Below are 24,047 nucleotides of genomic sequence, written 5' to 3'. Positions count from 1 at the left end.
TGCCCTCGGGGCACGCGACCTCAGGGCGCGCGACCTCAGGGTGCGGGGCGCACCACCGCCGCGGCGCCGCCCCCGCGGCGCACCGGCTCGGCGGCCGCCACCCAGCGGCCGTCCGGCAGGCGCTCGACGCCGGTCGCGGCGCCGATCTCGGGCGTACCGGCGAACACATGCCCCAGCGCCTCCAGCCGGGCCCGTTCGGGCAGGGCCAGGAAGGCCGGCTCGGCCTGGGTGGCGGCCGTGTTGCGCTGGCTGGCCCGCGGCGCGGCGATCGCCTGCTCCAGGGTCAGCCCCCGGTCCAGCCGGCCGAGCAGCACCTGCAGCGTGGTGGTGATGATGGTCGCGCCGCCGGGCGAGCCGGCCGCCAGCACGGGCTCGCCGTCGCGCAGCACGATGGTCGGCGAGAGCGAGGAGCGCGGGCGCTTGCCCGGTCCGGCCAGGTTGGGGTCGGGCACGCCGGGGGTCAGCGGGGTGAAGTTGAAGTCGGTCAGCTCGTTGTTGAGCAGGAAGCCCCGGCCGGGGACGGTGATGCCGCTGCCACCGGTCTGCTCCAGCGTGAGGGTGTACGAGACGACGTTGCCCCAGCGGTCGGCCACCGTCAGGTGGCTGGTGCTCAGGCCCTCGTACGGCTCGGACTGGGCCACCCCGGTGCTCGCGCAGTCGGCCGGGTGGCGCGGGTCGCCGGGGGCGAGCGGGCTGGTGAGCGCCCGGTCGGGGCTGATCAGGCAGGCCCGGGAGGCGACGTACCGCGGGGAGAGCAGCTCCTTGGTCGGCACGTCGTTGAAGGCCGGGTCGCCGACCCAGCGGTTGCGGTCGGCGAAGGAGATCCGGGAGGCCTCCAGGAAGTGGTGGTAGTACTGCGTGCCGTCGTACCGGGCGACGTCGCCGTCCTCCAGGATGCCCAGCGCCTCGCCGACGGTGGTGCCGCCGGAGCTGGAGGGGGCGATCGAGTAGAGGTCGTAGTCGCGGTAGGCGACGTGGGTGGGCTGCTGGCGGCGGACCTGGTAGGCCGCCAGGTCGGCGGCGTCCACCTTGCCGGGGCGGGCGTTGCGCCCGGAGGCCGGGTCCACCGGCGGGTGCTGGATGGTCCGGACGATGTCGGCGCCGAGGTCGCCCCGGTAGAGCGCGGCGGTGCCCTGGGCGCCCAACTGGCGGTAGGTGGCGGCGAGCTCGGGGTTGCGGAAGGTGGAGCCGACGGCGGGGAGCTTGCCGCCGGGCAGGAAGAGCTTCGCCGTCGCGGGGAAGTCCTTGAACCGGTCCTGGTTGAGCGCGGTCTGGTCCTGGAAGGTCTGGTCGACGGTGAAGCCCTGCTCGGCGATCCGCCGGGCGGGCTTCAGCGCGTCGTCGAAGGAGCGCTTGCCCCACTGCCGCACGGCCGTCTCCCAGGTCGCCGGGGAGCCGGGCACGCCGATCGACAGCCCGCTGGTGACGGCGTCCGCGAACGCCAGCGGCTTGCCGCCCTCCAGGAAGAGCGTCTCGTCGGCCGTCCGGGAGGCCGTCTCGCGGCCGTCGATGGTGTACACCCGGCCGCTGTCGTGGTCGTAGTAGACGAAGTACCCGCCACCGCCGATGCCGGCCGAGTACGGCTCGGTGACGCCGAGCGCCGCCGCCACGGCGACGGCGGCGTCCACCGCGTTCCCGCCCTTGCGCAGCACCTCGATCCCGGCGGCCGTGGCGTCGGCGTCCACGCTGGCCACCGCGCCGCCCCAGCCCACCGCCTCGGGCACCTTGGGCGGCGGGGCCGCCGCCCCGGCCGGCCCGGCGGCGGAACAGACCAAAGCGGTGGCAAGCAGGAGCGGCGGGGCGATTCGGGCCAGAGCTCTCATCCGGAGGCCTCCTGAGTCGACGTCAACTCCGTTGTTTCACAGGAGGCATGGCCCGGACAACAGGGCACTGCGGCTACCAACGGGTAGTTGACGTGCCGCCGGATCGGCACCCGGGGGCGGGAGATCACATTTCGAATGCGAACAGGTGAAGCCATGAACAAGTGATCATATGGACGGTAGCTTGTGCGGGCACGTCATGGATTCCTCACACGAAGGACGCGTCATCCCCGTGTACCCGGCTCCGCCAGCACCGTTCCCCGCCGCCGCCCACCCGGTCCGACGCCCCTGGTGGCAGCAGCGCGGCGTCCACCTCGCGAGCTTCCTCGTCTTCCCGTTCGCGGCCTTCCTCATCGCCTGGACCTGGCCGAGGCCGCTCTGGCGGAAGCTGCTCAGCAGCGCGGTGGCGGCGTTCTGCTGCCTGGTCTGGATCGGTGCGGTGGCCGACCCGGAGCCGGCCGCGAAGCCGCCCGTCCCGGCGGTCGCGACCACCGGTGCCGGTCCGTCCCCCACCGGGACGCCGACGCCCACCGAGACCCCGACCCCCACCCCGACACCGACCCCCACCCCGACCGAGCCGCCGGCACCGGCCCCGGTGGTGACCGCGCCGCCGGTGGCGGAGGCCCCCGCGCCGGTGACGCCGCCGCCCGCGCCGCACCCGGAGACGCCGGCCCCGGCGGCTCCCACGTCGAAGGCGCCCAAGCCCACCCCGGCGGCCCCCACCACCCGGCCCGCCGACGGCGGAAGCACCGGGACGACCGGCGGGTCCGGCACGGGGACGACCGGCGGGTCCGGCACAGGCGGCTCCTCCACCGGCGGTTCGAGCAGCGGCGGTTCGAGCACCGGCGGGAGCTCCTCCACCGGCGGTTCGGCCACCGGTGGCTCGTCCGCCGGCGGCGGTGCCGGCACCGTCCACCCGGGCTCGTTCTGCTCCCCGGCCGGTGCGACCGGCGTGACCACGGCGGGCACCCCGATGGTCTGCGGCCCGGGCTCGGACGGCCGCAACCGCTGGAAGTCGGCCGGCTGACCGGCCCGGCACCGGAAAGCGGAGTGGGACGTCGGACCGGCCGACTTCCCACTCCGCGGTTCCACCCCGTCGCTCCGGCACCGCCCACCCCGGCACCGCCCGTTACGGCACCGCGCGCTCCACCCGGCGGCGCTTGATGGTGCGGAAGCGGCGGGCGACCTGGCGGGCGAGGTCGGCGGCGCCGACCAGGCCCGCCTCGTTGCCGAGGGCCGCGTGCACGATGGTGGCCTCGGGGCGGAAGCCCCGGCCGGTGAGGGTGCGGCGGAAGGCGGCGCGGGCCGGCGCGAGGAGGAGGTCGCCGGCCTCGGAGACGCCGCCGCCGATCACGAAGCGGCCCGGGTCGAGGGCGGCCGCGAGGTTGGCGATGCCGACGCCGAGCCAGGTGCCGACCTCGTAGAGCAGCTCGGTGGCGGTCGGATCGCCGGCCCGGGCGGCCTCGGTGACCAGCGGGCCGGTGATGCCCTCGACCACGCCGCCGGCCCGGGCCAGCAGCGGCTGGACCACCGGCGACTCCTCGGCGACCAGTTCGCGCGCGTCGCGCACCAGCGCGTTGCCGGAGGAGTACTGCTCCCAGCAGCCCCGGTTGCCGCACGGGCAGCGGTGGCCGCCGGGCACCACCTGCATGTGCCCGAACTCCCCCGCCAGCCCGTACTTGCCCCGGTCGACGTAGCCGTCGCGCACGACGGCGCCGCCGATGCCGGTGCCGAGGGTGAGCATCACCATGAGGTCCTCACCGCGCCCGGCCCCGAACCGCCACTCGGCCCAGGCGGCCGCGTTGGCGTCGTTCTCGACGATCACCGGGAACCGCAGCCGCTCGCTGAGCGCCTGCTGGAGCGGCTCGTTGCGCCAGTTCAGGTGCGGGGCGAAGAGCACCCGGGAGCGCTCGGCGTCGACCCAGCCGGCCGCGCCGATGCCCACCGCGTGGACGTCGTGCCGGTCGGCGAGTTCGAGCACCAGCTCGACGATGACGTCCTCGACGACCCGGGGGCTCTTGCTCTTGTCGGGGGTGTCGGTGCGCAGCTTCTCCAGCACCTTGCCCTCGCCGTCCACCACGCCCGCGACCACCTTGGTGCCGCCGATGTCGACACCGATGGTGGGCAGCCGCAGGATGCTGGCGGGCAGGGCCCGGCGGCGGCGCTCGGCCCGCGGGCCGAGACCGAGCAGGCTGGGCAGGACCGGTGGCCGGGTGGCGGCGTTGGGGCTGGTCACGGCTGCGGGCGCTCCTCAGGGGTGTCGTTGGACTGCGGTCGGGCCAGCTCGTGCGAGAGCTCGGCGAGGTCGGAGCCGCCGGCCATCTCGGTGGTGAGCTGTTCGAGGCCGATCTCCGCCCGCGGGTGGCTGCCGGCCATCCGGCCCCGCTTGAGCAGGGTGAAGTGGTCGCCCACCAGGTAGGCGTGGTGCGGGTTGTGGGTGATCAGCACCACCCCGAGGCCGGCGTCGCGGGCGGCGGTGACGTACTTGAGCACCACGCCGGACTGCTTGACGCCGAGCGCGGCCGTCGGCTCGTCCAGGATCAGCGCCTCGGCGCCGAAGTGGACGGCCCGGGCGATCGCCACGCACTGCCGCTGACCGCCGGAGAGGGTGCCGATCGGGCGGTCGACGTCGTGCAGGTCGATGCCCATCCGGGCGAGCGCCTCCCGGGTGGTGGCGCGCATCCCCTCGGCGTCCAGGCGCAGCCCGCCCCAGCGGCGCAGGCCCCGCTCGGAGCCGAGGAAGAAGTTCCGCCAGACCGGCATCAGCGGGACGACCGCGAGGTCCTGGTAGACGGTGGCGATGCCGCGGTCCAGGGCCTCGCGCGGGGAGCCGAAGCGGACCTCCTCGCCGCCGACGGTGAAGCGGCCCTCGTCGTGCTGGTGCAGCCCGGCGATGATCTTGATCAGGGTGGACTTGCCGGCGCCGTTGTCGCCGAGCACGCAGCTGATCTCGCCGGCCCGCAGGGTCAGCGAGACGTCCTGGAGCGCCCGGACGGTGCCGTACGTCTTGCCGACGCCTTCGAGGGAGAGCAGTTCGGTCATCGTGGTCCCCGTTCGGCGCGGCGCTTGACCCAGGTGTTCAGCAGGGCCGCGAGCAACAGCATCGCGCCCAGGAAGAACTTGAACCAGTCGGGGTTCCACTGGGCGTAGATGATGCCCTTGCTCGCCATGCCGAAGATCAGCGCGCCGAGCGCGGAGCCGACCACCGAGCCGTAGCCGCCGGTGATCAGGCAGCCGCCGATGACGGCCGCCACGATGTAGATCAGCTCGTTGCCGACGCCCTCGCCGGACTGCACGGTGTCGAAGGAGAAGAGCAGGTGCTGGCCGAGCACCCAGGCGCCGAAGCCGACGCCGAGGTAGAGCACGGTCTTGGTCCGGGCGACGGGTACGCCGACCGCCCGGGCCGCGGCCGCGTCGCCGCCGACCGCGAAGATCCAGTTGCCGAAGCGGGTCCGCAGCAGCACCCAGCTGCCGACCAGCAGCAGGCCGAGCCACCACCAGACGGTGGCCTTGATCGTCAGCCCGCCGACGGTGACCTCGGAGGCGAACAGCCAGCGGCAGGCCCCGAAGCCCTCCATGTCACCGATCGGCTTGGTCGAGACGGTGCCGGAGACCAGCTTGGTGATCCCGAGGTTGGCGCCGGTGAGCATCAGGAAGGTGCCCAGGGTGACGATGAAGCTGGGCAGCTTCGTCCGGCTGAGCATCCAGCCGTTGAAGCCGCCGACCGAGAGCGTGACCAGCAGCGAGACCAGCACGCCGACCCAGGTGACGGCGGTGAGCTGGTAGGAGACCATCGACGAGGTCAGCGCGGCGGTGGTGACGAGCACCCCGGCCGACAGGTCGAACTCGCCGCCGATCATCAGCAGCGAGACCGGGACGGCCATGATCCCGATGGTGGAGGCCGCGTACAGCACGGTGCCCAGCGAGGAGACCCGCAGGAACGGTTCGGCGGTGGCGGCGAAGACCAGGAAGACCGCGACGGCGGCGATCAGCGCGCCCAGCTCCGGGCGGGCGAGCAGCCGCCGCAGGGCCGCCGGGCGGTCCTGGACGAGGAGGTCGGTGGTGCTCAACGCGTCCCCCTCGCGACGTACTCGGCGAGGGCGTCGGCGTTGTCGCGGGTGAGGATCTGCGGGCCGGTCAGGACGGGCTTGCCGCCGCCGAGCATGTCCAGGTTGGAGCGGTAGAGCCAGAGCAGGTCGACGCCCTCGTAGCCCTGGAGGTAGGGCTGCTGGTCGACGGCGAAGCCGACGGTGCCGGACTTGAGGCCGGTCACCACCTGCGTGCCCAGGTCGAAGGTGTCGAGCTCGACGGTGCGGCGGGCGTCCTGGATGGCCTGCAGCCCGGTGGCGGCCATCGGGCCGGAGAGGGTGAGCACGGTGTCGATGCCCGGGTCGGCCTGCAGCTTGGCGGAGACCGCGGCCCGGGCGTCGGGCATGTTGACGCCGTCCACGTAGAGCACCTGGAAGGCGCCGCCGGCCTTGGACTGCGCGCCGGAGCAGCGCTGCTCCTGGCCGACGTTGCCCTGCTCGTGGATCACGCAGAGGACGTTCTTGCGCCCCCGCGCGGCGAGCTCGGCACCGGCCGCCTGGCCGGCGGTGGACTCGTCCTGGCCGATGTGGGTCAGCGCGCCGAACCGGGCGGAGTACTCCTGGCCGGAGTTGACGGTGATCACCGGGATGCCGGCGGCCTTGGCCTTGCCGAGCACGTCGGCGAGCGCGTCGCCCTTGGCGAGGGTGACCAGCAGCCCGTCGACCTTCTGGTCGATGGCGGCCTGGACCAGCTGGACCTGGTTCTGGGTCTGGGCGTCGTTGGAGTACAGGAAGGTGATGTTGTCCTTGGCGGCGGCCTGCTCGGCGCCCTTGCGCACGGTGTCCCAGAAGGCGTCACCGGCTCCGGCGTGGGTCACCATGGCGATCTTCCAGCGCGGGGTGGTGACGGCGCTGCCGCCGGCGGCCGCGGCCTGGCTGCGGGCGTGCTCGGCGCGGAGGCCTCCGGTACTGCTGCAGCCGGCCGCTGCGGCCAGCACGGCGAGGACGGCGCAGGCGGACCGGAACCGGCGGGAAGGGCGAAAGCGGGTTGTGCTCATCCCTATAGTCTCGCTGCCCGCCGCACGCGCGATTGCACCGCCTCGCCCGCCGCCCGGGTCCGTCCGGGCGGTATCGTGCCCTCCCGGGGCAATCCTGGGAGTCCGCTGGGTGCACCGTCCGGGCGCGGGCCGTCAGGGTGGCAGACTGGTGCGGGCCCGGAAGAGGGATCAGCGCGTAAACGTGATGTTCCTCTCAGGTTTCCTACAGATTCGGACGGCAACCGATCCCGCGTTCCCGGCCGTCTGATGCCATTGGAGCGCGTTCCGGGCGAGTGGGGCCCCGGACGGCTTTGAACCCGGATACGAGAACTTGATGCAACTGACAGGCACGCCATTCCTCATCTGCACGATCATCCTCGTGCCGATCTCCATCGCGGTGGCCTTGCTGCTCTGGAGCAAGGTGCGCGGACCGAGGCCGGTGCGGATCCTGTCCAGGCTTGCCATGATCGTCTTCTGCCAGATCACCGCCGTGACGACGGTCTTCGTCATGGTCAACAACGCCAACCTGATCTACGGCAACTGGGACGACCTGCTCGGCACCGGCAACCACGTCAGGGCCGTGCCGTCCGTGCCGGTCGAGGCGGGCGGCGGGGCCACCGGCGGGTCCCAGGGCGGCGGGGACGCGGCCAAGCAGCCGCCCAAGGTCCAGCAGCAGTTCCGCAGCGTGGACGACCCGAAGGTGCCGAACGACGTCCAGAAGACCGACCTCAAGGGCCAGCTGTCGGGTGTGGACGGCGAGGTGCTGGTCTGGCTGCCGCCGCAGTACCACGACCCGGCGTTCAAGGACAAGAAGTTCCCGGTCGTCGAGCTGATCCCGGGCTTCCCCGGCTCGTCCTCCACCTGGTACGGCACGCTCAAGGTCTCCGAGCAGCTGAAGCCGCTGATGCAGGAGGGCAAGGTGGCGCCGTTCATCCTGATCTCGCCGCGCACCCTGCTGCTGGGCAACACCACCGACGCCGGCTGCACCGACGTGCCCGGCCGGGTCAACGCCGACACCTGGCTGACCCGCGACGTCCCCCAGATGGTGCTGGACAACTTCCGCGCCGACCCGTCGGCCGACCGCTGGGCGGTCGCCGGCTACTCGGCCGGCGCCCACTGCGCCACCAAGCTGTCGCTGGCCCACCCCAACCGCTACCGGGCCGGCATCAGCCTCTCCGGCTACAACGACCCGGCGGTCGAGAAGGACTCGCTGGTCGGCAAGGACGCCAAGCTGCGCGAGGCGAACAACCCGGTCACCATCGTGAAGACCGCCGCCCAGCCGCCGAAGGTCGCCCTGTACATCAGCGGCAACAAGGGCGACGGCTACGAGGACGGCCAGGCGATCGCGGCCGTCGCGAAGGCGCCGACCACCGTCCAGGTCCAGGAGACCACCGGGCCGCACACCAGCGACGTCTGGAAGAACATGGTGCCGGGCGTCTTCCAGTGGCTCACCTCGATCATCCCCGCCCAGCCGTAGCCGGGCCGCACCGCGCGCAGGGGCCCGCCACGACGCCACCGGCGTCCGTGGCGGGCCCCTGCGCGCGGGCTCAGGCCAGTTCGAGGGCCAGGTAGAAGTCCACGCGGTCCTCCAACCGGGAGAGGTCCCGGCCGGTCAGCTCCTCGATCCGGCCGATCCGGTAGCGCAGCGTGTTGACGTGCACGTGCAGCTGGGCGGCGCAGCGGGTCCACGAGCCGTCCGAGCGCAGGAACGCCTCCAGGGTGCGGACCAGGTCCGCCTGGTGCTCGATGTCGTAGGCGATCACCTTGTCCAGCAGCCGGCTGCGGAACGCCCGGCGGACCTCGTCGGGGACGGCGGCCAGCAGCAGCACGTGCGAGGCCAGCTCCTCCGGGCCGGCCACGCAGACCCGGCCGACCCGGGCGGCGGCGATCCGGCGGGCGTGCCGGGCCTCCTCCAGGGCGCCGCGCAGACCGCCCGCCTCGGGGGCGGGGGCCGAGACGCCGAGGGTGATCCGGCCCTCCGAACCGAGGCCGGCCTCCAGCGGGGCGAGCAGCTCCCGCAGGGTGTCGGCGGGCACCGCGCTGTCCAGCGCGGGCAGCACCACCACCGCGCCGGTGCCCGCGCCGGCGACCAGGGCGCGGTCGGTGGTGCCGTTGAGAGCTTCCTCCAGGATCGCGCGCACCGCGCCCTCGGGCAGGCCGGTGCCCTCGGCGCTGAGCACCAGCCAGGAGCCCTCCGGCGTCGGCGGCTTGGGCTCGGGGCTCTCGTAGCGGGCGGCCATCGCGGTCGAGGCGTACAGGGTGCGGCTGATCTCGCCCGGGTCGGCGTCGCGGTGGAGCAGGGTCAGCACCTCGTCGGCGAGGCGGCGGCGCAGCCGGCGGCCCTCGTCGCGGCGCTGGCGCTCGGCGGCGACCAGCCGGGCCAGGTTCTCGGCGAGCTGCTGGCGCTTGGTGGTCCACTCGGTGACGTCGCCGGCCACCGCGAGCACCCAGTCGGCGAGCGGCGCCTGGGTGTCGGCGACGGCCGGGGCGGGCAGCAGCGAGTAGGAGCCGGTGGCCAGCCGCGCGCGGTGCGGGGGCCGGCGGCGCTGGCGCTGGGCGCCGAGGTGGGCGCGGACGAGCTGGTCGCGGTCCTCGGCGGAGAGCCGGTCGACCGGGCCGGCGATCACCGCGCCGGTGGGGGTGAGCACCCAGCAGTCGAGGTCGAGGTCGCCGCCGAGCAGGTCGAGGACGGCGTCCAGGCCGCCGCCGCCGGCCGCGGAGACCAGCAGGCGGTGCCGGTCGACCAGGGCGGCCAGGTCGGCGGCGCGGTCGGCGGAGACCTGCCGGCCGATGAACTCGGTGACGGTGCCGAAGGCGATGTCGTCGGGTACCGCCAGCAGGGGCATCCGGTGCCGGCGACACGCCTCGACCAGGTCCTCGGGGACGGGCCCGACCTCGGCCTCGCCGGCCGCGAGGGCGACCGCGCCGCCGGCCACGATGGTCCGCACGAAGCGCTCGGAGTCGGCCGGCGCGGTGCGCCAGAGCATGCCGGTGAGCACCAGCTCGCCGCCGTGCAGGTAGCGGCCGGGGTCGTGCAGGTCCGTGGTCATGACGCCGCTGACCTGCCGGTCGAGCTCGTCCTCCGCCGCGAGCAGGCGCAGTCTCGGGGCTCCGGGGGCGAGCAGGTCGCGGACACGCATCCGGGACTCCTAACGGGCTTGGGGTGAGGGTGAGGGGGCCCGAGCGCTCGGTCCGGGGACACAGTGTGCCCGAACATCCGTGCTCGGTGTTACGTCCCAACGGACGCCCGGATCACGGGGCCATAGCTTGGGAATCACGGCCGGATTACGGTCGTAGACAGCGCCCGGAAAACAGCTGGGCTGCGAGATTGTCCTCCTTAGAGGAACGTACAGGATGCCAGGCGGGACCACAGCCGGGGCTTCATGCCATCGGTGACTGCCAGTGGGCCCCGTCACAGCGGTTCACTGGCCACACGCCGCCGGACACATCCCGGTGACCAGGACCCGACGCGGAGGCGACGAAGCGGACAGCGTGGTCCGAACACCGAGTTCCGGGCACTGTGCCCACCCGTCCGGCCGGCAACGACTTGAGGAGACACCCGCATGGAGTTCCTTCGGCCCGCTACCTGGGACGAGGCACTCGCGGCGAAGGCTGAGTACCCGACCGCGCTGCCCATCTCGGGCGGCACGGACGTCATGGTCGAGATGAACTTCGACGTGCACCGGCCATCCGCGATTCTCGACCTGAACCGCATCACCGAGCTCACCGAATGGTCGAACGACGGCGATGTCGTCCGGCTCGGCGCCTCCGTCCCCTACTCCCGGATCATCGACGAGCTGTCCGGGCCGCTGCCCGGCCTCGCGCTGGCGGCCCACACCGTCGGCTCTCCGCAGATCCGCAACCGCGGCGGCGTCGGCGGCAACCTCGGCGGTGCCTCCCCGGCCGGCGACGCGCACCCAGCGCTGCTGGCCGCCGGCCGCGACGTGTTCGTCGAGGCGGACTCCGTGCGCGGCACCCGGATGATCCCGATCGACGAGTTCTACGTCGGTGTGAAGCGCAACAGCCTGGCGGCCGACGAGCTGATCAGGGCCGTGCACATCCCCGTCGCGGACGGGCCGCAGCAGTTCTCGAAGATCGGCACCCGCAACGCCATGGTGATCGCGGTCTGCGCCTTCGGCTTCGCGCTGCACCCGAAGAACGGCACCGTCGGCACCGGGATCGGTTCGGCCGCCCCCACGCCGCGCCGCGCCGTCGAGGCCGAGGAGTACCTGCAGGGCGTGCTCGCCGAGCGCGGCCTCTGGGAGTCGGGCGAGCTGCTCGGCGCCGAGGTGATCCAGCGGTTCGGCGAGCTGGTGAAGGCCGCCGCCTCCCCCATCGACGACGTCCGCGGCACCGCCGACTACCGGCGCCACTCGCTGGCCGTGATGGCCCGCCGCACGCTCACCTGGACGTGGAACGACTACAGCAAGCAGATCAGGAGCGCGGCATGAGGGTCACTTTCACCGCCAACGGCAAGCCGGTCGAGGCCGACGACGTGTGGGAGGGCGAGAGCCTGCTCTACGTGCTGCGCGAGCGGGTCGGCCTCCCGGGCTCGAAGAACGCCTGCGAGCAGGGCGAGTGCGGCTCCTGCACGGTCTACCTGGACGGCGTCCCGGTCTGTTCGTGTCTGGTCGCGGCCGGCCAGGTGCAGGACCGCGAGGTCCGCACCGTCGAGGGCCTGACCGACGAGCAGGGCGAGCTGGGCCTCGTCCAGCAGGCCTTCATCGACGCCGGCGCCGTGCAGTGCGGATTCTGCACGCCCGGTCTGCTGGTGCAGACCGACGCCCTGCTGGCCAAGGACGCCCAGCCGAGCGACAACGACATCCGCGAGGCGCTGTCGGGCAACCTCTGCCGCTGCACCGGCTACGAGAAGATCATGGACGCGGTGCGGCTGGCTTCCGCCCGCACGTGCCAGAAGGCGGCCTCCGAATGAGTACTCGCACCATCCAGGGCCAGAAGAACCTGCAGAACATCAACCAGGCCAGCAAGGACGGCATCGGCGGCTCGCCGCTGCGCCCGGACGGCAACCTGAAGGTCAAGGGCGAGTTCGCCTACTCGTCCGACATGTGGCACGAGGACATGCTCTGGGGTATGGCGCTGCGCTCGCCGCACCCCCGGGCCAACATCCTCTCGGTGGACATCTCCGACGCGCTGAAGGTCCCCGGCGTGTACGCGGTGCTGACCCACGAGGACATCCCCGGCACCAAGTACTACGGCCTGGAGATCCAGGACCAGCCGGCCCTGGCGATCGACAAGGTCCGTTACCACGGCGAGGCGATCGCGCTGGTCGCGGCCGACCACCCGGAGACGGCCCGCCGCGCGGTGAAGAAGATCAAGGTCGAGTACGAGGTGCTCACCCCGATCGTCACCGAGGAGCAGTGCCTCGACCCGGAGACCCACGGCTACGTGCACGAGCCGCACGAGTACAAGTCGCACGGGTACGGCAACATCTGCCACGAGCAGCGGCTGGTCTCCGGCCTCGGGGTGACCGACGAGGTGCGGGCGCTGGCGGACGTCGTCGTCAGCGGCACCTACGAGGTCGGCATGCAGGACCAGGCCTTCCTCGGTCCGGAGTCCGGGCTGGCCGTGCCGGCCGAGGACGGCGGCATCGACCTCTACGTCGCCACCCAGTGGCTGCACGTGGACCGCCAGCAGATGGCCCCCGTGCTGGGCCTGCCGGAGGAGAAGGTCCGCCTCACGCTGGCCGGCGTCGGCGGTGCCTTCGGCGGCCGCGAGGACCTCTCGATGCAGATCCACGCCTCGCTGCTGGCCCAGCACACCGGCAAGCCGGTCAAGATCGTCTACGCCCGCGACGAGTCCTTCTTCGGCCACGTGCACCGCCACCCGGCCAGGATGTTCTACGAGCACGGCGCCACCCGCGACGGCAAGCTGGTCTTCGCCGACTGCCGGATCGTGCTGGACGGCGGCGCGTACGCCTCCGCCTCGCCGGCCGTGGTCGGCAACGCGGCCTCGCTCGGCCACGGGCCGTACGTGATCCCGAACGTCCGGATGCACGCCATCGCGCTGTACAGCAACAACCCGTCCTGCGGGGCGATGCGCGGCTTCGGCGCCGTCCAGGCCGCGTTCGGCTACGAGACCCAGATGGACCGGCTGGCCGCCGAGCTGGGCATGGACCCGGTCGAGCTGCGCCAGCTGAACGCGATGGCCGAAGGCGACTTCATGCCCACCGGCCAGCAGATCGACTCGCCCGCCCCGGTGGCCGAACTGCTGCGCCGGGTCAAGGACATGCCGCTCCCGCCGCCGCTGGACCTGGAGCACCTGGACGTCCGCCAGGTGCCGGGCGCGCTGTCCAACACCTCGCACGGCGAGGGCATCGTGCGCGGCGTCGGCTACTCGGTCGGCATCAAGAACGTCGGCTTCTCCGAGGGCTTCGACGACTACTCCACCGCCCGGGTGCGCCTGGAGGTGATCGGCGGCGAGCCGGTCGCCATGGTGCACACCGCGATGGCCGAGGTCGGCCAGGGCGGCGTCACCGTGCACGCCCAGATCGCGCGCACCGAGCTGGGCGTCGAGCAGGTCACCATCCACCCGGCCAACACCGAGGTCGGCTCCGCCGGTTCGACCTCCGCCTCCCGGCAGACCTACATGACCGGCGGTGCGGTGAAGCTCGCCGCCGAGGCCGTCAAGCAGGCGCTGATCGAGAAGGGCCGCCGGCGCTACGGCTGGACCAGGAACGACCTGTCGCTGGTCGGCGGCAAGGTGGTCTCCCAGTCGGCGGGCGCCCTGGTCTCCATGGTCGACCTGCTCGGGGACGAGGCCATCGACCTCACCCGCGAGCACCACCACCGCCCGACCGTGCCGTTCGACAAGGAGACCGGGCAGGGCTTCGGCCACGTCCAGTACACCTTCTGCGCCAACCGCGCGGTGGTCGACGTGGACGTCGAGCTGGGCCTGGTCAAGGTGGTCGAGCTGACCGCCGTCCAGGACGTCGGCAAGGCGCTCAACCCGCTCTCGGTGGTGGGCCAGATCCAGGGCGGCTGCACCCAGGCGCTCGGCCTGGCCGTGATGGAGGAGATCATCGTCAAGGACGGGAAGGTGCGCAACGCCTCCTTCACCGACTACCTGATCCCCACCATCCTGGACACCCCGCCGATCCCGGTGGAGATCCTCGAACTGCCCGACCCGCACGCCCCGTACGGGCTGCGCGGGGTGGGCGAGGCGCCGACCGTCTCCGCGACGCCGTCGATCGTGGCCGCCATCCGCAACGCCACCGGCCTGGCGCTCAACCGGATCCCCGTCCGGCCCGAGCACCTGACCACCGAGACCCCCGGGGCGCTGTAGCCCCCGGACCTCCCCCCACACCTCCCCGGGGCGGCACCAAGCGAACCTCCTCTCCGAGCGCGAGCGAGGAGAACACCGAGCACGGCCCCGCCGCCCCGGGGCAGTTCCACCCCCCAGCAGTACAGGCACCACACATGCACCAGCCGACACAAAGCGAACGCATCCTCCCGCTGCCTCTCCCACGCCGGGGTTCTGCAGCGGTGCGCACCACCCACCCCCGGCCGTCGGCCGGAGGAACGCACTGCACCGCAGCACTGCCACAGAGTGCGCCCAGTGAGTCGAATCGTCCCCCTGTGCCAACTTCGTTGACTGGCTGTCAGGTCGGCTCGCCCACCCCAACCCCCTTTGACACTTGGGAGTGGACATGACCAGGATCCCCACGGAGCCCGGCACCACTGAAGACAGACCCACCGAGGACGACACCCCCACGTCGGCCTCGGCTACACCGCCGAAGAACGCGCTGGACGCGTACTTCAAGATCACTGCTCGGGGATCGACCTTCGGCAACGAGATCCGCGGCGGCCTCACCACCTTCATGGCGATGGCCTACATCGTGCTGCTCAACCCGATCATCCTCAGCGGCGCCGACGTCAACGGCCTGAAGCTGGACCACGCCCAGCTCACCACCGCGACCGCGCTCGCCGCCGCCGTCACCACGATCCTGATGGGCGTGGTCGGCAACGTCCCCCTCGCGGTCGCCGCGGGCCTCTCCGTCTCCGGCGTGATATCCGCCCTGGTCGTCCCGCACACCACCTGGCCCCAGGCCATGGGCCTCTGCGTGATCTACGGCCTGCTGATCGTGCTGCTGGTGGTCTCCGGCCTCCGCGAGAAGATCATGAACGGCATCCCCCTGCCGCTCAAGCACGCGATCACCATCGGCATCGGCCTCTTCGTCGCGCTGATCGGCCTGGTCAAGGCCGGCTTCGTGCACACCGGCGGCCCCACCCCGCTCGCGCTCGGCCCCTTCGGTGAACTCGCCGGCTGGCCCGTGCTGGTCTTCTGCCTCACCGTACTGACGATCTTCGTCCTGCTGGCCCGCAACGTCCGCGGCGCGATCCTGATCGGCATCGCCGGCGGCACCGTGGTGGCCTTCGTCATCAACGCGGTCGCCGACCTCCCGGCGAAGACCTGGGTCAGCTCCGCTCCGGTGTGGCCGGGCAGCCCGGTCTCCGCCCCCGACTTCGGCCTCTTCGGCCACGTCGACCTGTTCGGGGCCTTCGGCGGCAACGGGCTCGGCGCGATCAGCGCCTCGGTCGCCGTCTTCACCCTGGTCCTGGCCGGCTTCTTCGACGCGATGGCCACCATCATCGGCGTCGGCACCGAGGCCGGCCTGGCCGACAAGCAGGGCCGGATGCCCGGTCTGTCCAAGGCGCTGTTCATCGACGGCGCCGGCGGCGCGGTCGGCGGTCTGGCCGGCGCCTCGGGACAGACCGTGTTCGTCGAGTCGGCCACCGGTGTCGGCGACGGCGCCCGCACCGGCCTCGCCTCGACCGTCACCGGCGGCGTGTTCGCCCTGATGCTGTTCTTCTCGCCGCTCGCGGCGATCGTCCCCACCGAGGTCGCCTCCGCCGCCCTGGTCGTCATCGGCTCGATGATGATGAGCCAGGCCCGGCACATCGACTGGTCCGACCGCGAGGTCGCCATCCCGGCTTTCCTCACCTGCACCCTGATGCCGTTCACCTACAGCATCACCGCCGGTGTCGCCGCGGGCGTCATCTCGTACTCCGTCATCAAGGCCGGCACCGGCAAGTGGCGCGAGCCCGGCCCGCTGATGTGGATCCTGACCGCCGTCTTCGTGGTCTACTTCGCGCTCACCCCGATCAAGTCCTGGTTGGGCGTGCACTAGCAGCACCGCCGCCGTACGGGAATCGTTTCCCGTACGGCGGCACCTCCCGTTCCGTCTTCCGAGGTGTTAAGGAGCTCCCCGACATGCACGACATCGCCGAGCAGCTGCAGGCCTGGCACGCGTCCGGGCGTTCCTTCGCCGTGGCCACGGTGGTCGGGGTCTCCGGCAGCGCACCGCGCGACCCGGGCGCCGCACTGGCCGTCGACGCGGCCGGCGAGGCGATCGGCAGCGTCTCCGGCGGCTGTGTCGAAGGGGCCGTCTACGAGCTCTGCCAGGCCGCCATCGAGTCCGGCGAGCCGGTGCTGGAGCGGTTCGGCTACAGCGACGAGGACGCCTTCGCGGTCGGCCTGACCTGCGGCGGCGTCCTGGACGTCTTCGTCCAGCCGGTCGTCCCCGGCGCCGACGCCGCGCTCGACGCCGGCATCACCTACATCGCCTCGGGCACCCCGGTCGCCCTGGCCCGGGTGATCGAGGGCCCCGGCGCGCTGGTCGGCGCCACCGTCGCCGTCACCGCCGACACCCACCACGGGGCGCTGTCCCCCGCGCCCTCGACCGTGGCGGCGCTGGAGCGCGCCGTGGTCGCCGAGGCCCGGGCCATGCTCGACGCCGGGCGCACCGGCCGGCTGGTCCTCGGCCTGGACGGACGCCCCTGCGACGAGCGGGAGCAGGGCACCGCCACCTTCTTCGTCGAGTCCTACGTCCCCGCGCCGCGGATGATCGTCTTCGGGGCGATCGACTTCGCCGCCGCCGTGGTGCGGATCGGCAAGTTCCTCGGCTACCACGTCACCGTCTGCGACGCCCGCCCGGTCTTCGCCACCGAGCGGCGCTTCCCCGAGGCCGACCAGGTGGTGGTCGACTGGCCGCACCGCTACCTGGACTCCCAGCTCGACCGGATCGACGGGCGGACGGTCCTCTGCGTCCTCACCCACGACGCCAAGTTCGACATCCCGCTGCTGGAGCGGGCGCTGCGGCTGCCGATCGGCTACGTCGGCGCGATGGGCTCGCGCCGCACCCACCGGGACCGCAACACCCGGCTGCGCGAGATCGGCCTGACCGAGGCCGAGATCGGCCGGCTGCGCTCGCCGATCGGCCTGGACCTCGGCGCCCGCACCCCCGAGGAGACCGCCGTCTCGGTCGCCGCCGAGATCGTCGCCCACCGGCGGGGCGGCAGCTGCCTGCCGCTGAGCAGCGGCGACGGGCCGATCCACCACGACCTGGCCCGGGCCGAGGCCACCGAGGACGCGCACTCGCACGCGGCCTGACCGCGCCCCGGGGCCGTCCTTCGGCGCACCACGTGCCTTCAGCGCACCACGTGCTCGACCTCCCGGATCAGCGGCGGTGCGGTCGGGATGCCGACCTCCTGGAGGATCGGCATCAGCACCGCCGCGAAGTGCTCCAAGGCCTCCCGGGACTCCCACACGTCGGTGACGTGCCACCCGCCGTCCGCCGTCGGACCGGCCACGTGCACGACCAGCCCGCGCACCGGCCAGTCCGAGGGCGCGTTCAGCCCGGCGCCGCCGGTCAGCCGGTCCACCGCCTCCTCGTACTGGGCCCGGGTGACGCCGGGGAATTCGAAGGTCGCGATGATCGCCATGGGCTGCTCCCGCCTGGTCGGCTCCGTCGCCTCCCATGCAGCCCCGCCCCCGGCCGCGCGGCCATCCCGGCGCCACCACCCGGGTGACGTTGCGTGGCCACTCCGAGCGCGGGACGCTGGAGTTCAGGACTCGCCCCGAGCCCGGGGAAGGAGCACGGACCATGCGCGCCCTGCTGGAAATCACGATGGACACCGAGACCGCCAACAAGGTGATCGCCGACGGCGCCGTCGCCGAGAAGTTCGACCGGATCATGGACGCCCTCAAGCCCGAGGCCGCCTACTTCTTCGCCCGCGGCGGCCGGCGCAGCCAGATCGTCGTCATCGACATCGCGGACGAGGCGTCGCTGCCCGCCGTCTGCGAGCCGTTCTGGCTGGAGTTCAACGCCGAGGTCGACGTCCACCCCTGCATGAACGTCGAGGAACTGCGCACCGGCCTGGGCCGGCTCGGCCGCTGACCTACTCCGAGAGCGCCAGCCGCACACCGAAGCCGACCACCACCGCACCGGTCACCCGGTCCAGCAGCCGGCGCGCGGCGGGCCGGCTCAGCCAGCCGCGCACCACCCTGGCGAAGCCCACCAGCACCGCCGACCAGAGCAGCCCCTCCAGCACGTGGACGCCGGTCAGTGCCACCCCGGCGGCGAAGTGCGGGGCACCCGCCGGGATGAACTGCGGCAGCACCGCGACGTAGAAGACACCGACCTTGGGGTTGAGCAGGTTGGTGAGCGTCCCGCGCCGCCAGCCGGACCGGAAGCCGCCGTCGGCCGGTGCCTGCTCCGGTTCGGCCCCGCCGCCCCGGTTGCGCAGCATGCCGATCCCCATCCAGACCAGATAGGCCGCCCCGGCCCAGCGCAGGACCTCGTACGCCAGCTGGGAGGCGGTCAGCAGCGCCGTCACCCCGGCCGAGGTGAGGGTGCCCCAGATCAGGGTGCCGGTCTGGATGCCGAGCACCACGCCCCAGGCCTGCCGGCGCTCCCCCAGGGCGGAGGTCCGCAGCACCAGCGCGGTGTCGAGTCCGGGCGTGAGCGTGAGCAGCCCGACCACGAGGGCGAAGGACCACAGGGCAGTCGTCATCTCCATGGGCCCTGATCGTAGGGCCTCGGCCGGCCCGGGCGGGCCGGCCGCCGGGTCACAGCGGCCGTACCCGCTCGGCCACCCACCGCCCCTCCTGCTCGGTCGGGTCGTACTGCACCCGCCGGCCCTCGGTGAGGACCCGGTCGCCCTCGCCGACGATCGAGTCGAAGTAGACGTACAGGGCGGGCCCGTCCTCGTCGGGGGTGATCAGGCCGTAGCCGTGGTTCGCGTGGTAGGACTGCACGGTGCCGGTGGCCATGGGGGTTCCCTCGCTTCCGCTGGGTGATGGACCTCATGGCTACCAAACGCCCGGCCCGGATCGGGAGCGACACTCCCTAGGACCGACCCGACCGGAAGGGGTGGACGCCATGCGGGCCGCACGGGCCATCTCCCTGCTGTTGCTGCTCCAGGCCCGACGGACCATGACCGGGGCCGAGCTGGCCGCCGAGCTGGAGGTGTCCGAGCGCACCGTCCAGCGGGACGTCCTGGCGCTGGCCGAGGCGGGCGTACCGGTCTACGCCGACCGCGGCCGGGCCGGCGGCTACCGACTGCTGGACGGCTACCGCACCCGGCTGACCGGGCTGGACCGGGCCGAGGCGGAGGTGCTGCTGCTCGCCGGGCTGCCGGGCCCGCTGGGTGACATGGGGCTCGACGCCCCGGCGCTGGCCGCCCGGCTGAAGGTGCTGAGCGAACTCGGCGAGGCGCCCGCCAGCGGGGTGCGGCGGTTCCACCTGGACGCGCCCGGCTGGTTCCGCACCGCGCCCGCGCCGCCGCTGCTCGCCGAGGTCTCCCGGGCCGTCTGGGGCGAACGGCTGCTGCGGGCCGGGTACCGGCGCGGCGCGGACACCGTCGAGCGGACGCTGCGCCCGTACGGGCTGGTGCTGAAGGCGGGCGCCTGGTACCTGGTGGCCCGGCCGGACGGCGCGGACGGCGCGGACGGCGCCCGGGTGTACCGGGTGGACCGGCTGGTCACCGCCGAGCCGCTGGACCGGCCGTTCGACCGGGACGAGCGGTTCGACCTCGCCGCGTTCTGGGAGGCCAAGGCCGAGGAGTTCGCCCGCTCGCTGCTGCGGGAGAGCGTCCTGGTCCGGCTCAGTCCGCTCGCGGTCGAGCGGCTCCCGCACCTGCTGGAGCCGCACGCCGCCCGGCTGGCGCTGGCCACCGCCGGGGAGCCGGACGGCGAGGGCTGGGTCACCGTCCGGCTCCCGGTCGAGTCACCGGAGGTGGCCTACGACGAGCTGCTGCGCCTCGGGCCCGAGGCCGAACTGCTCGAACCCCCGGCGCTACGGCGGCGCCTGGCGCAGGCCGCGGCCCGCACCGCCGCGCGCTACGCCGCTCAGCGGTAGCCGGCCGGGTCGAGCGGGCCGCCGGCCGTCTCCGCGTCCACCAGGAAGCTCCAGGCGTCCGGGCGGCTGCCGTCCAGGTCGGTGAAGCCGTACTCCTTCGCCAGCGCGCCGCTGGAGAGCGAGGTGCCGTTGAAGCGCGCCACCCCGGGGTCGCAGGCCAGCGCCACCACGGCGCGGCCGACGTAGCCGGGCGACTCCGAGATGCCGAAGTCCGGCTGCTGCCCGGTGGCGTCGCGCCAGGTCTCCTCGGTCACGCCGAAGTGCTCCAGCATCATCTCGGAGCGCAGCCAGCCGGGGGTGAGCGCGACCGCCGTCGCACCGCGCGGGCCCAGCTCGTGGCCCAGCGCGAAGGCCATCCGCAGCACCGAGGACTTGGCGAGGTCGTAGAACAGGGAGTTCCGGTAGCGGGTGGCGTTGTAGTCGGCGGTGCCGTCGGTCATCTCCACCACCAGCCCGCCCGGGCGGCGCAGCAGCAGCGGCAGCAGGTGGTGGTTGGTGATCGCGTGCGTCTCGACGGCCAGGCGCAGCAGCCGCAGTCCGTTGTCCAGGTCGTGCTCCCAGACCGGGCGCTCCCACTCGAAGAGGTTCTCGCCGCCCCAGATGTCGTTCACCAGGAGGTCGAGACCGCCCTGCTCGGCCTCGACCCGCTCCGCCACGGCCGCCACCTCGGCGGGCACGAGGTGGTCCGCCCGTACCGCGATCCCCCGCCCGCCGGCCGCGGTGACCAGCGCCGCCGTCTCCTCCAGGGTCTCGGACCGCCCGTACTCCGACCGGTGCCCCTCGGCACTGCGCCCCGTCGCGTAGACCGTCGCCCCGGCGGCCCCCAGCTGCACCGCGATCCCCCGCCCGGCCCCCCGGGTCGCCCCGGCGACCAGTGCGACCTTGCCCTTGAGCGGCTGTGTCATGTCGTGCCCTTCCGTGGTGCCTGCTTCGACACCACCGATGCTGCCGTGGAATCCCGACACCTGCTGTCGGGATTCCCGAAAGGAGGATCCTCGGGCCGGCCCCGGCCGTCGCGCTGTCCTGCCCGAGATCACTGTTGACACCCTGGATGCGGCGCGAGCCGTCCGGGCTCGTCATCGCGGTCTCGGTCTGGACCTCGCGGATGCTGTCACTGTCGCCCTGGCCGCGGAGTACCGCACCAACGCGATCCTGACCCTCGATCAACGCGACTTCCGCGCGGTCCGGCCTCTGACCATGCACAAGTCGTTCAAGATCCTGCCCCACGACATGTGAGCCGACGCCCGTGGCCCTGCGGTCCTCGTACCGAAGCGTCGAGGATCGCAGGGCCACGGGCCGCTGCCTCAGGTCACGTTGAGGCGGGCCGCCAGGCGCAGCAGGCCCGGGGAGAGGCGGCTCAGGAAGCGGGCGGCCTTCGCCTCGGGGGTGACCGGGACGACCGGCTTGCCGGTGCGGACGGCGTGCAGGATCGCGGCGGCGACCTTCTCGGGCGGGAAGCCGCGGCGGGCGTAGAGCCTGGCGGCGCGGGCCTGCTTGGCGGCCTGCTGGTCGGCGGTGGTGGCGGAGAAGGTGGAGGTGCGGGTGATGTTGGTGTTGACGATGCCGGGGCAGATGGTGGAGACGCCGATGCCGTGCCCGGCGAGTTCGGCGCGCAGGCAGTCGGAGAGCATGAAGACGGCGGCCTTGCTGGTGGCGTAGGCGGTGAGCGCCTTGGACGGCAGGTAGGCGGCGGCCGAGGCGAGGTTGACGATGTGCCCGCCCTCGCCGCGGTCGGCCATCAGCGTGCCGAAGGCCCGGCAGCCGTGGATCACGCCCCAGAGGTTGACGTCCAGGACGCGCTGCCACTCCTTCTCGGTGGTCTCCAGGAACGTCCCGGAGTGGCCGATGCCGGCGTTGTTGACCACCACGTCGGGCACGCCGTGCGCGGTGGCGACCGTCTCGGCGAAGGCGTCGACGGCGGCGCCGTCGCTGACGTCGACGCGGTAGGCGTGCGCCTGCGGGCCGATCAGGGAGGCGAGTTCGGCGGTGCGCCGGGCCGCGTCGAGGTCGAGGTCGCAGACCACCACCCGGGCGCCGTCCTCGGCGAAGGCCAGCGCGGTGGCCCGGCCGATGCCGCTGCCGCCGCCGGTGACGACGACGAGCGGGCCGGCGGCGGCCCGGTCCGGGGCCTGCCCGGCGTCGACGCCGGCGGTGAACTCGCGGACCATCCCGGCCACGGCGGTTCCCTTCTCCAGGAGGGCGGACCAGTGGGTGGCGTGCAGGGAGCGGCGGGTCAGCTTCGGCACCCAGCGCTCCAGCCCCTCGGAGAGGTACTCGCCGACGTAGTGGTCCCGGGTGAGGGTGATCAGCTGGACCGGCACCTCGGTGGGCCGCTCGCGCGGGTTGCGCAGGGTGGGGCGCATGTTGGCCCGGTAGAGCTCGATGCCGCGCACCGCGTCGCGCCGCAGGGTGGGCTGCGGGTGGCCGGGGCGCGGGGTGACGCTCTCCAGGTCCCGCAGCACCCGGGGCCAGGCGCGGGCCAGGCCGAGCCGCCAGAGACCGGGGGCGAGGAAGGGCAGGTGGAAGGCGGTGATGTACCAGGAGTGCGCGCCCTGCGCGAGCAGTTGCTTGAGGTGGCGCGGGGTGGGGCGGCGGTAGCGCTCGCGCATCCAGTACCCGATGTGGTCCAAGCAGGGGCCGGACATGGTGGTGTAGGAGGCGATCCGCTGCTCGGCGCCGGGCGCGGTGACGGCCTCCCAGGACTGCAGCGAGCCCCAGTCGTGGGCGACCAGGTGCACCGGGCGGTCGGGGCTGACCGCGTCGGCCACCGCGAAGAGGTCGGCGGCCAGGTGTTCCAGCCGGTAGCCCTCGCGCGAGACGGGCACCCCGGACTCGCCGGCGCCGCGCACGTCGTAGCGGACCACGTGGTGGTCGCGGGCGAGGTCGGCGGCGATGTCGTCCCAGACCACGTGGGTGTCCGGGTAGCCGTGCACCAGCAGGACGGTCGGCGCGTCGGGGTCGCCGTCCTCGAAGACGGCGAGCGGCAGCCCGCCGGAGTGGACGGTCCGGCGGCGGGTGGTCGTCATCGGGTCGCCTCCTGGGCGGTCGCCTCGGTGTGGGCCGCGGTCCAGCGCCGGACGTGCGGCAGGTCGTCGTCGAGCCAGTGGGCGTCGTCCTCGGTGACCACCAGCAGCTCCTCGAACTTGATGCCCACCGAGCGGAAACCGATGTGCGGCTCCACCGCCCACAGGCCCGGGGTCGGCGCGTGCCGGGACGCCCGGCCGTCCGCCCAGAGCGGGGACCGGCCCTGCAGGCGCTCGCCGATCAGCTCGCGGCCGAGCGTCTGGAGTGTACGCACCCCGAAGCCGAAGAGGTTCACGCCGGCCGGACCGCGGCTGGTCGTCCGGGTGACCTGGTGGCCGATCACCCGGCCCGGGTAGACCCGGTGGCGGTTGTCGTAGCCGTGCGCGGCGATCTGGGCGTCCACCGCCGCGTACACCTCGTCGAGCGGCCGGCGGGCGCGGACCTCGGTGAGGATCAGCTCGCGGTAGACCTGGAGGTCGGCGGCGAGCCGGTCCCAGACCGGGTTCTCGCCGACCTTGCCGCCGTAGCCGATGTCGGCGGTGTAGCCGTCCACGATCGGCGCGCAGTCCAGCACGTAGGGCATGCCCTCGGCCAGCCGGCGGTTGCCGGCGAAGAACTGCAGCGGGGTGTGGAAGTGCCGGAAGGCGGTGCGGTCGCCGAACCAGGCGAAGGGGACGTGGAAGAAGTCCTGCACGCCGGCGGCGACCAGGCTCCGGCGCAGCCGGGCGGTGGCCTGCCGCTCGGTGACGCCCGGTTCGATCCAGGCGGCGACCTCCTCGGCGCAGTGGTAGGCGAGTTGCTGGACCTCGCGGAAGCGGTCGAGGTCATGGTCGGTGTACGGGAAGACGGGGGTGCGGGGCACGGCGGGGCTCCTCTGCTAGGGCGCGTCTTGTGCATCAGGTCGGACGGGGCAGCGGCGTCCGGGTGCGTGCATCGCAAGGCGGAGGCCGGGGGAGAGTCCGTGCGGTGGGGGCACCTC

Annotated in this window: 22 protein-coding genes; 10 read left to right on the top strand and 12 right to left on the bottom strand. The window is 73.2% G+C overall.

Annotation, left to right across the window (positions count from 1 at the left end):
* Positions 1–35: 35 nt before the first annotated feature.
* Positions 36–1,823: a gamma-glutamyltransferase gene (gene ggt, locus ACWDRR_RS08470; protein WP_449771395.1), complete on the bottom strand. Its 1,788-nt coding sequence runs from the start codon at positions 1,821–1,823 to the stop codon at positions 36–38.
* Between the two features lie 196 nt (positions 1,824–2,019).
* Here ggt and ACWDRR_RS08465 point away from each other — a divergent pair, with 196 nt between their 5' ends.
* The gene (locus tag ACWDRR_RS08465; RefSeq protein ID WP_449771394.1) at positions 2,020–2,847 is read left to right on the top strand and encodes a hypothetical protein; all 828 of its coding nucleotides are present in this window, start codon (positions 2,020–2,022) and stop codon (positions 2,845–2,847) included.
* Positions 2,848–2,949: 102 nt separating this feature from the next.
* Here ACWDRR_RS08465 and ACWDRR_RS08460 read toward each other — a convergent pair whose 3' ends face one another.
* The 4 genes from ACWDRR_RS08460 to ACWDRR_RS08445 are packed head-to-tail and all read right to left on the bottom strand — an operon-like array spanning position 2,950 to position 6,906.
* Complete coding sequence (locus tag ACWDRR_RS08460) at positions 2,950–4,056, bottom strand: ROK family glucokinase (protein ID WP_387887584.1); 1,107 nt, start codon at positions 4,054–4,056, stop codon at positions 2,950–2,952.
* Complete coding sequence (locus ACWDRR_RS08455; protein WP_449771393.1) at positions 4,053–4,862, bottom strand: ATP-binding cassette domain-containing protein; 810 nt, start codon at positions 4,860–4,862, stop codon at positions 4,053–4,055. Before ACWDRR_RS08455 ends, ACWDRR_RS08460 begins: the two co-directional genes overlap by 4 nt.
* Positions 4,859–5,890 (bottom strand): ABC transporter permease, encoded by a 1,032-nt coding sequence (locus ACWDRR_RS08450; protein ID WP_449771392.1) that lies wholly within the window; start codon positions 5,888–5,890, stop codon positions 4,859–4,861. Before ACWDRR_RS08450 ends, ACWDRR_RS08455 begins: the two co-directional genes overlap by 4 nt.
* Positions 5,887–6,906: a sugar ABC transporter substrate-binding protein gene (locus tag ACWDRR_RS08445; protein ID WP_449771391.1), complete on the bottom strand. Its 1,020-nt coding sequence runs from the start codon at positions 6,904–6,906 to the stop codon at positions 5,887–5,889. Before ACWDRR_RS08445 ends, ACWDRR_RS08450 begins: the two co-directional genes overlap by 4 nt.
* 358 nt (positions 6,907–7,264) lie before the next feature.
* Between ACWDRR_RS08445 and ACWDRR_RS08440 the strand changes: the two genes are divergently transcribed.
* A complete protein-coding gene (locus ACWDRR_RS08440; protein WP_449771390.1) occupies positions 7,265–8,362 on the top strand; it encodes an alpha/beta hydrolase in 1,098 nt (365 codons plus the stop codon).
* A gap of 70 nt (positions 8,363–8,432) precedes the next feature.
* Here ACWDRR_RS08440 and ACWDRR_RS08435 read toward each other — a convergent pair whose 3' ends face one another.
* Entirely contained in the window at positions 8,433–10,025 is a 1,593-nt protein-coding gene (locus ACWDRR_RS08435) for a PucR family transcriptional regulator (protein WP_449771389.1), read from the bottom strand.
* A gap of 423 nt (positions 10,026–10,448) precedes the next feature.
* Here ACWDRR_RS08435 and ACWDRR_RS08430 point away from each other — a divergent pair, with 423 nt between their 5' ends.
* The 5 genes from ACWDRR_RS08430 to ACWDRR_RS08410 all read left to right on the top strand — a co-directional run bounded on the left by ACWDRR_RS08430 (position 10,449) and on the right by ACWDRR_RS08410 (position 17,295).
* The gene (locus ACWDRR_RS08430; RefSeq protein WP_449771388.1) at positions 10,449–11,336 is read left to right on the top strand and encodes an FAD binding domain-containing protein; all 888 of its coding nucleotides are present in this window, start codon (positions 10,449–10,451) and stop codon (positions 11,334–11,336) included.
* The gene (locus tag ACWDRR_RS08425; RefSeq protein WP_449771387.1) at positions 11,333–11,818 is read left to right on the top strand and encodes a (2Fe-2S)-binding protein; all 486 of its coding nucleotides are present in this window, start codon (positions 11,333–11,335) and stop codon (positions 11,816–11,818) included. Before ACWDRR_RS08430 ends, ACWDRR_RS08425 begins: the two co-directional genes overlap by 4 nt.
* Positions 11,815–14,187, top strand: coding sequence for a xanthine dehydrogenase subunit D (gene pucD, locus ACWDRR_RS08420; protein ID WP_449771386.1), 2,373 nt, complete (start codon positions 11,815–11,817; stop codon positions 14,185–14,187). Before ACWDRR_RS08425 ends, pucD begins: the two co-directional genes overlap by 4 nt.
* 364 nt (positions 14,188–14,551) lie before the next feature.
* Entirely contained in the window at positions 14,552–16,033 is a 1,482-nt protein-coding gene (locus tag ACWDRR_RS08415) for an NCS2 family permease (RefSeq protein ID WP_449771385.1), read from the top strand.
* Between the two features lie 83 nt (positions 16,034–16,116).
* Positions 16,117–17,295 carry an XdhC family protein gene (locus tag ACWDRR_RS08410; RefSeq protein WP_449771384.1) on the top strand — a complete coding sequence of 393 codons (1,179 nt, stop codon included), beginning with the start codon at positions 16,117–16,119 and terminating at the stop codon, positions 17,293–17,295.
* A gap of 38 nt (positions 17,296–17,333) precedes the next feature.
* Here the strand turns inward: ACWDRR_RS08410 and ACWDRR_RS08405 are convergent, their stop codons facing one another.
* Positions 17,334–17,627: a hypothetical protein gene (locus ACWDRR_RS08405; protein WP_449771383.1), complete on the bottom strand. Its 294-nt coding sequence runs from the start codon at positions 17,625–17,627 to the stop codon at positions 17,334–17,336.
* 161 nt (positions 17,628–17,788) lie between these two features.
* On the opposite strand from ACWDRR_RS08405, the gene ACWDRR_RS08400 reads away from it, so the two are divergent.
* Positions 17,789–18,082: a hypothetical protein gene (locus tag ACWDRR_RS08400; protein ID WP_449771382.1), complete on the top strand. Its 294-nt coding sequence runs from the start codon at positions 17,789–17,791 to the stop codon at positions 18,080–18,082.
* Between the two features lies 1 nt (position 18,083).
* On the opposite strand, the gene ACWDRR_RS08395 is transcribed toward ACWDRR_RS08400, so the two are convergent.
* Together ACWDRR_RS08395 and ACWDRR_RS08390 are read right to left on the bottom strand one after the other, a co-directional pair.
* On the bottom strand, positions 18,084–18,704 hold the full coding sequence (locus ACWDRR_RS08395; protein ID WP_449771381.1) for a LysE family translocator: 621 nt from the start codon (positions 18,702–18,704) through the stop codon (positions 18,084–18,086).
* A 49-nt stretch (positions 18,705–18,753) separates the two neighbouring features.
* Complete coding sequence (locus tag ACWDRR_RS08390; protein ID WP_449771380.1) at positions 18,754–18,957, bottom strand: cold-shock protein; 204 nt, start codon at positions 18,955–18,957, stop codon at positions 18,754–18,756.
* Between the two features lie 109 nt (positions 18,958–19,066).
* On the opposite strand from ACWDRR_RS08390, the gene ACWDRR_RS08385 reads away from it, so the two are divergent.
* Positions 19,067–20,044 carry a helix-turn-helix transcriptional regulator gene (locus ACWDRR_RS08385; RefSeq protein WP_449771379.1) on the top strand — a complete coding sequence of 326 codons (978 nt, stop codon included), beginning with the start codon at positions 19,067–19,069 and terminating at the stop codon, positions 20,042–20,044.
* Here ACWDRR_RS08385 and ACWDRR_RS08380 read toward each other — a convergent pair.
* Positions 20,035–20,949 carry an SDR family oxidoreductase gene (locus tag ACWDRR_RS08380; RefSeq protein WP_449771378.1) on the bottom strand — a complete coding sequence of 305 codons (915 nt, stop codon included), beginning with the start codon at positions 20,947–20,949 and terminating at the stop codon, positions 20,035–20,037. The two genes, ACWDRR_RS08385 and ACWDRR_RS08380, sit on opposite strands and share 10 nt — an antisense overlap.
* A gap of 37 nt (positions 20,950–20,986) precedes the next feature.
* Between ACWDRR_RS08380 and ACWDRR_RS08375 the strand changes: the two genes are divergently transcribed.
* Complete coding sequence (locus ACWDRR_RS08375) at positions 20,987–21,280, top strand: PIN domain-containing protein (protein WP_449771377.1); 294 nt, start codon at positions 20,987–20,989, stop codon at positions 21,278–21,280.
* Positions 21,281–21,348: 68 nt separating this feature from the next.
* Here the strand turns inward: ACWDRR_RS08375 and ACWDRR_RS08370 are convergent, their stop codons facing one another.
* Positions 21,349–23,070 carry an SDR family oxidoreductase gene (locus ACWDRR_RS08370; RefSeq protein ID WP_449771376.1) on the bottom strand — a complete coding sequence of 574 codons (1,722 nt, stop codon included), beginning with the start codon at positions 23,068–23,070 and terminating at the stop codon, positions 21,349–21,351.
* Positions 23,067–23,930, bottom strand: coding sequence for a M24 family metallopeptidase (locus tag ACWDRR_RS08365; protein ID WP_449771375.1), 864 nt, complete (start codon positions 23,928–23,930; stop codon positions 23,067–23,069). Before ACWDRR_RS08365 ends, ACWDRR_RS08370 begins: the two co-directional genes overlap by 4 nt.
* Positions 23,931–24,047: the final 117 nt, after the last annotated feature.

It is taken from the genome of Kitasatospora sp. NPDC003701, assembly GCF_053587085.1.
The sequence above is the reverse complement of the archived record's forward strand: the minus strand, read 5'-3'. Positions and strand labels throughout refer to the sequence as shown.

Bases quoted from the DNA above. Each gene is read 5' to 3' on its own strand.
- ggt (WP_449771395.1), bottom strand. From the start codon at position 1,823: ATGAGAGCTCTGGCCCGAATCGCCCCGCCGCTCCTGCTTGCCACCGCT.
- ACWDRR_RS08465 (WP_449771394.1), top strand. From the start codon at position 2,020: ATGGATTCCTCACACGAAGGACGCGTCATCCCCGTGTACCCGGCTCCG.
- ACWDRR_RS08455 (WP_449771393.1), bottom strand. From the start codon at position 4,862: ATGACCGAACTGCTCTCCCTCGAAGGCGTCGGCAAGACGTACGGCACC.
- ACWDRR_RS08445 (WP_449771391.1), bottom strand. From the start codon at position 6,906: ATGAGCACAACCCGCTTTCGCCCTTCCCGCCGGTTCCGGTCCGCCTGC.
- ACWDRR_RS08435 (WP_449771389.1), bottom strand. From the start codon at position 10,025: ATGCGTGTCCGCGACCTGCTCGCCCCCGGAGCCCCGAGACTGCGCCTG.
- ACWDRR_RS08430 (WP_449771388.1), top strand. From the start codon at position 10,449: ATGGAGTTCCTTCGGCCCGCTACCTGGGACGAGGCACTCGCGGCGAAG.
- ACWDRR_RS08425 (WP_449771387.1), top strand. From the start codon at position 11,333: ATGAGGGTCACTTTCACCGCCAACGGCAAGCCGGTCGAGGCCGACGAC.
- pucD (WP_449771386.1), top strand. From the start codon at position 11,815: ATGAGTACTCGCACCATCCAGGGCCAGAAGAACCTGCAGAACATCAAC.
- ACWDRR_RS08415 (WP_449771385.1), top strand. From the start codon at position 14,552: ATGACCAGGATCCCCACGGAGCCCGGCACCACTGAAGACAGACCCACC.
- ACWDRR_RS08410 (WP_449771384.1), top strand. From the start codon at position 16,117: ATGCACGACATCGCCGAGCAGCTGCAGGCCTGGCACGCGTCCGGGCGT.
- ACWDRR_RS08405 (WP_449771383.1), bottom strand. From the start codon at position 17,627: ATGGCGATCATCGCGACCTTCGAATTCCCCGGCGTCACCCGGGCCCAG.
- ACWDRR_RS08400 (WP_449771382.1), top strand. From the start codon at position 17,789: ATGCGCGCCCTGCTGGAAATCACGATGGACACCGAGACCGCCAACAAG.
- ACWDRR_RS08395 (WP_449771381.1), bottom strand. From the start codon at position 18,704: ATGGAGATGACGACTGCCCTGTGGTCCTTCGCCCTCGTGGTCGGGCTG.
- ACWDRR_RS08390 (WP_449771380.1), bottom strand. From the start codon at position 18,957: ATGGCCACCGGCACCGTGCAGTCCTACCACGCGAACCACGGCTACGGC.
- ACWDRR_RS08385 (WP_449771379.1), top strand. From the start codon at position 19,067: ATGCGGGCCGCACGGGCCATCTCCCTGCTGTTGCTGCTCCAGGCCCGA.
- ACWDRR_RS08380 (WP_449771378.1), bottom strand. From the start codon at position 20,949: ATGACACAGCCGCTCAAGGGCAAGGTCGCACTGGTCGCCGGGGCGACC.
- ACWDRR_RS08375 (WP_449771377.1), top strand. From the start codon at position 20,987: ATGCTGCCGTGGAATCCCGACACCTGCTGTCGGGATTCCCGAAAGGAG.
- ACWDRR_RS08370 (WP_449771376.1), bottom strand. From the start codon at position 23,070: ATGACGACCACCCGCCGCCGGACCGTCCACTCCGGCGGGCTGCCGCTC.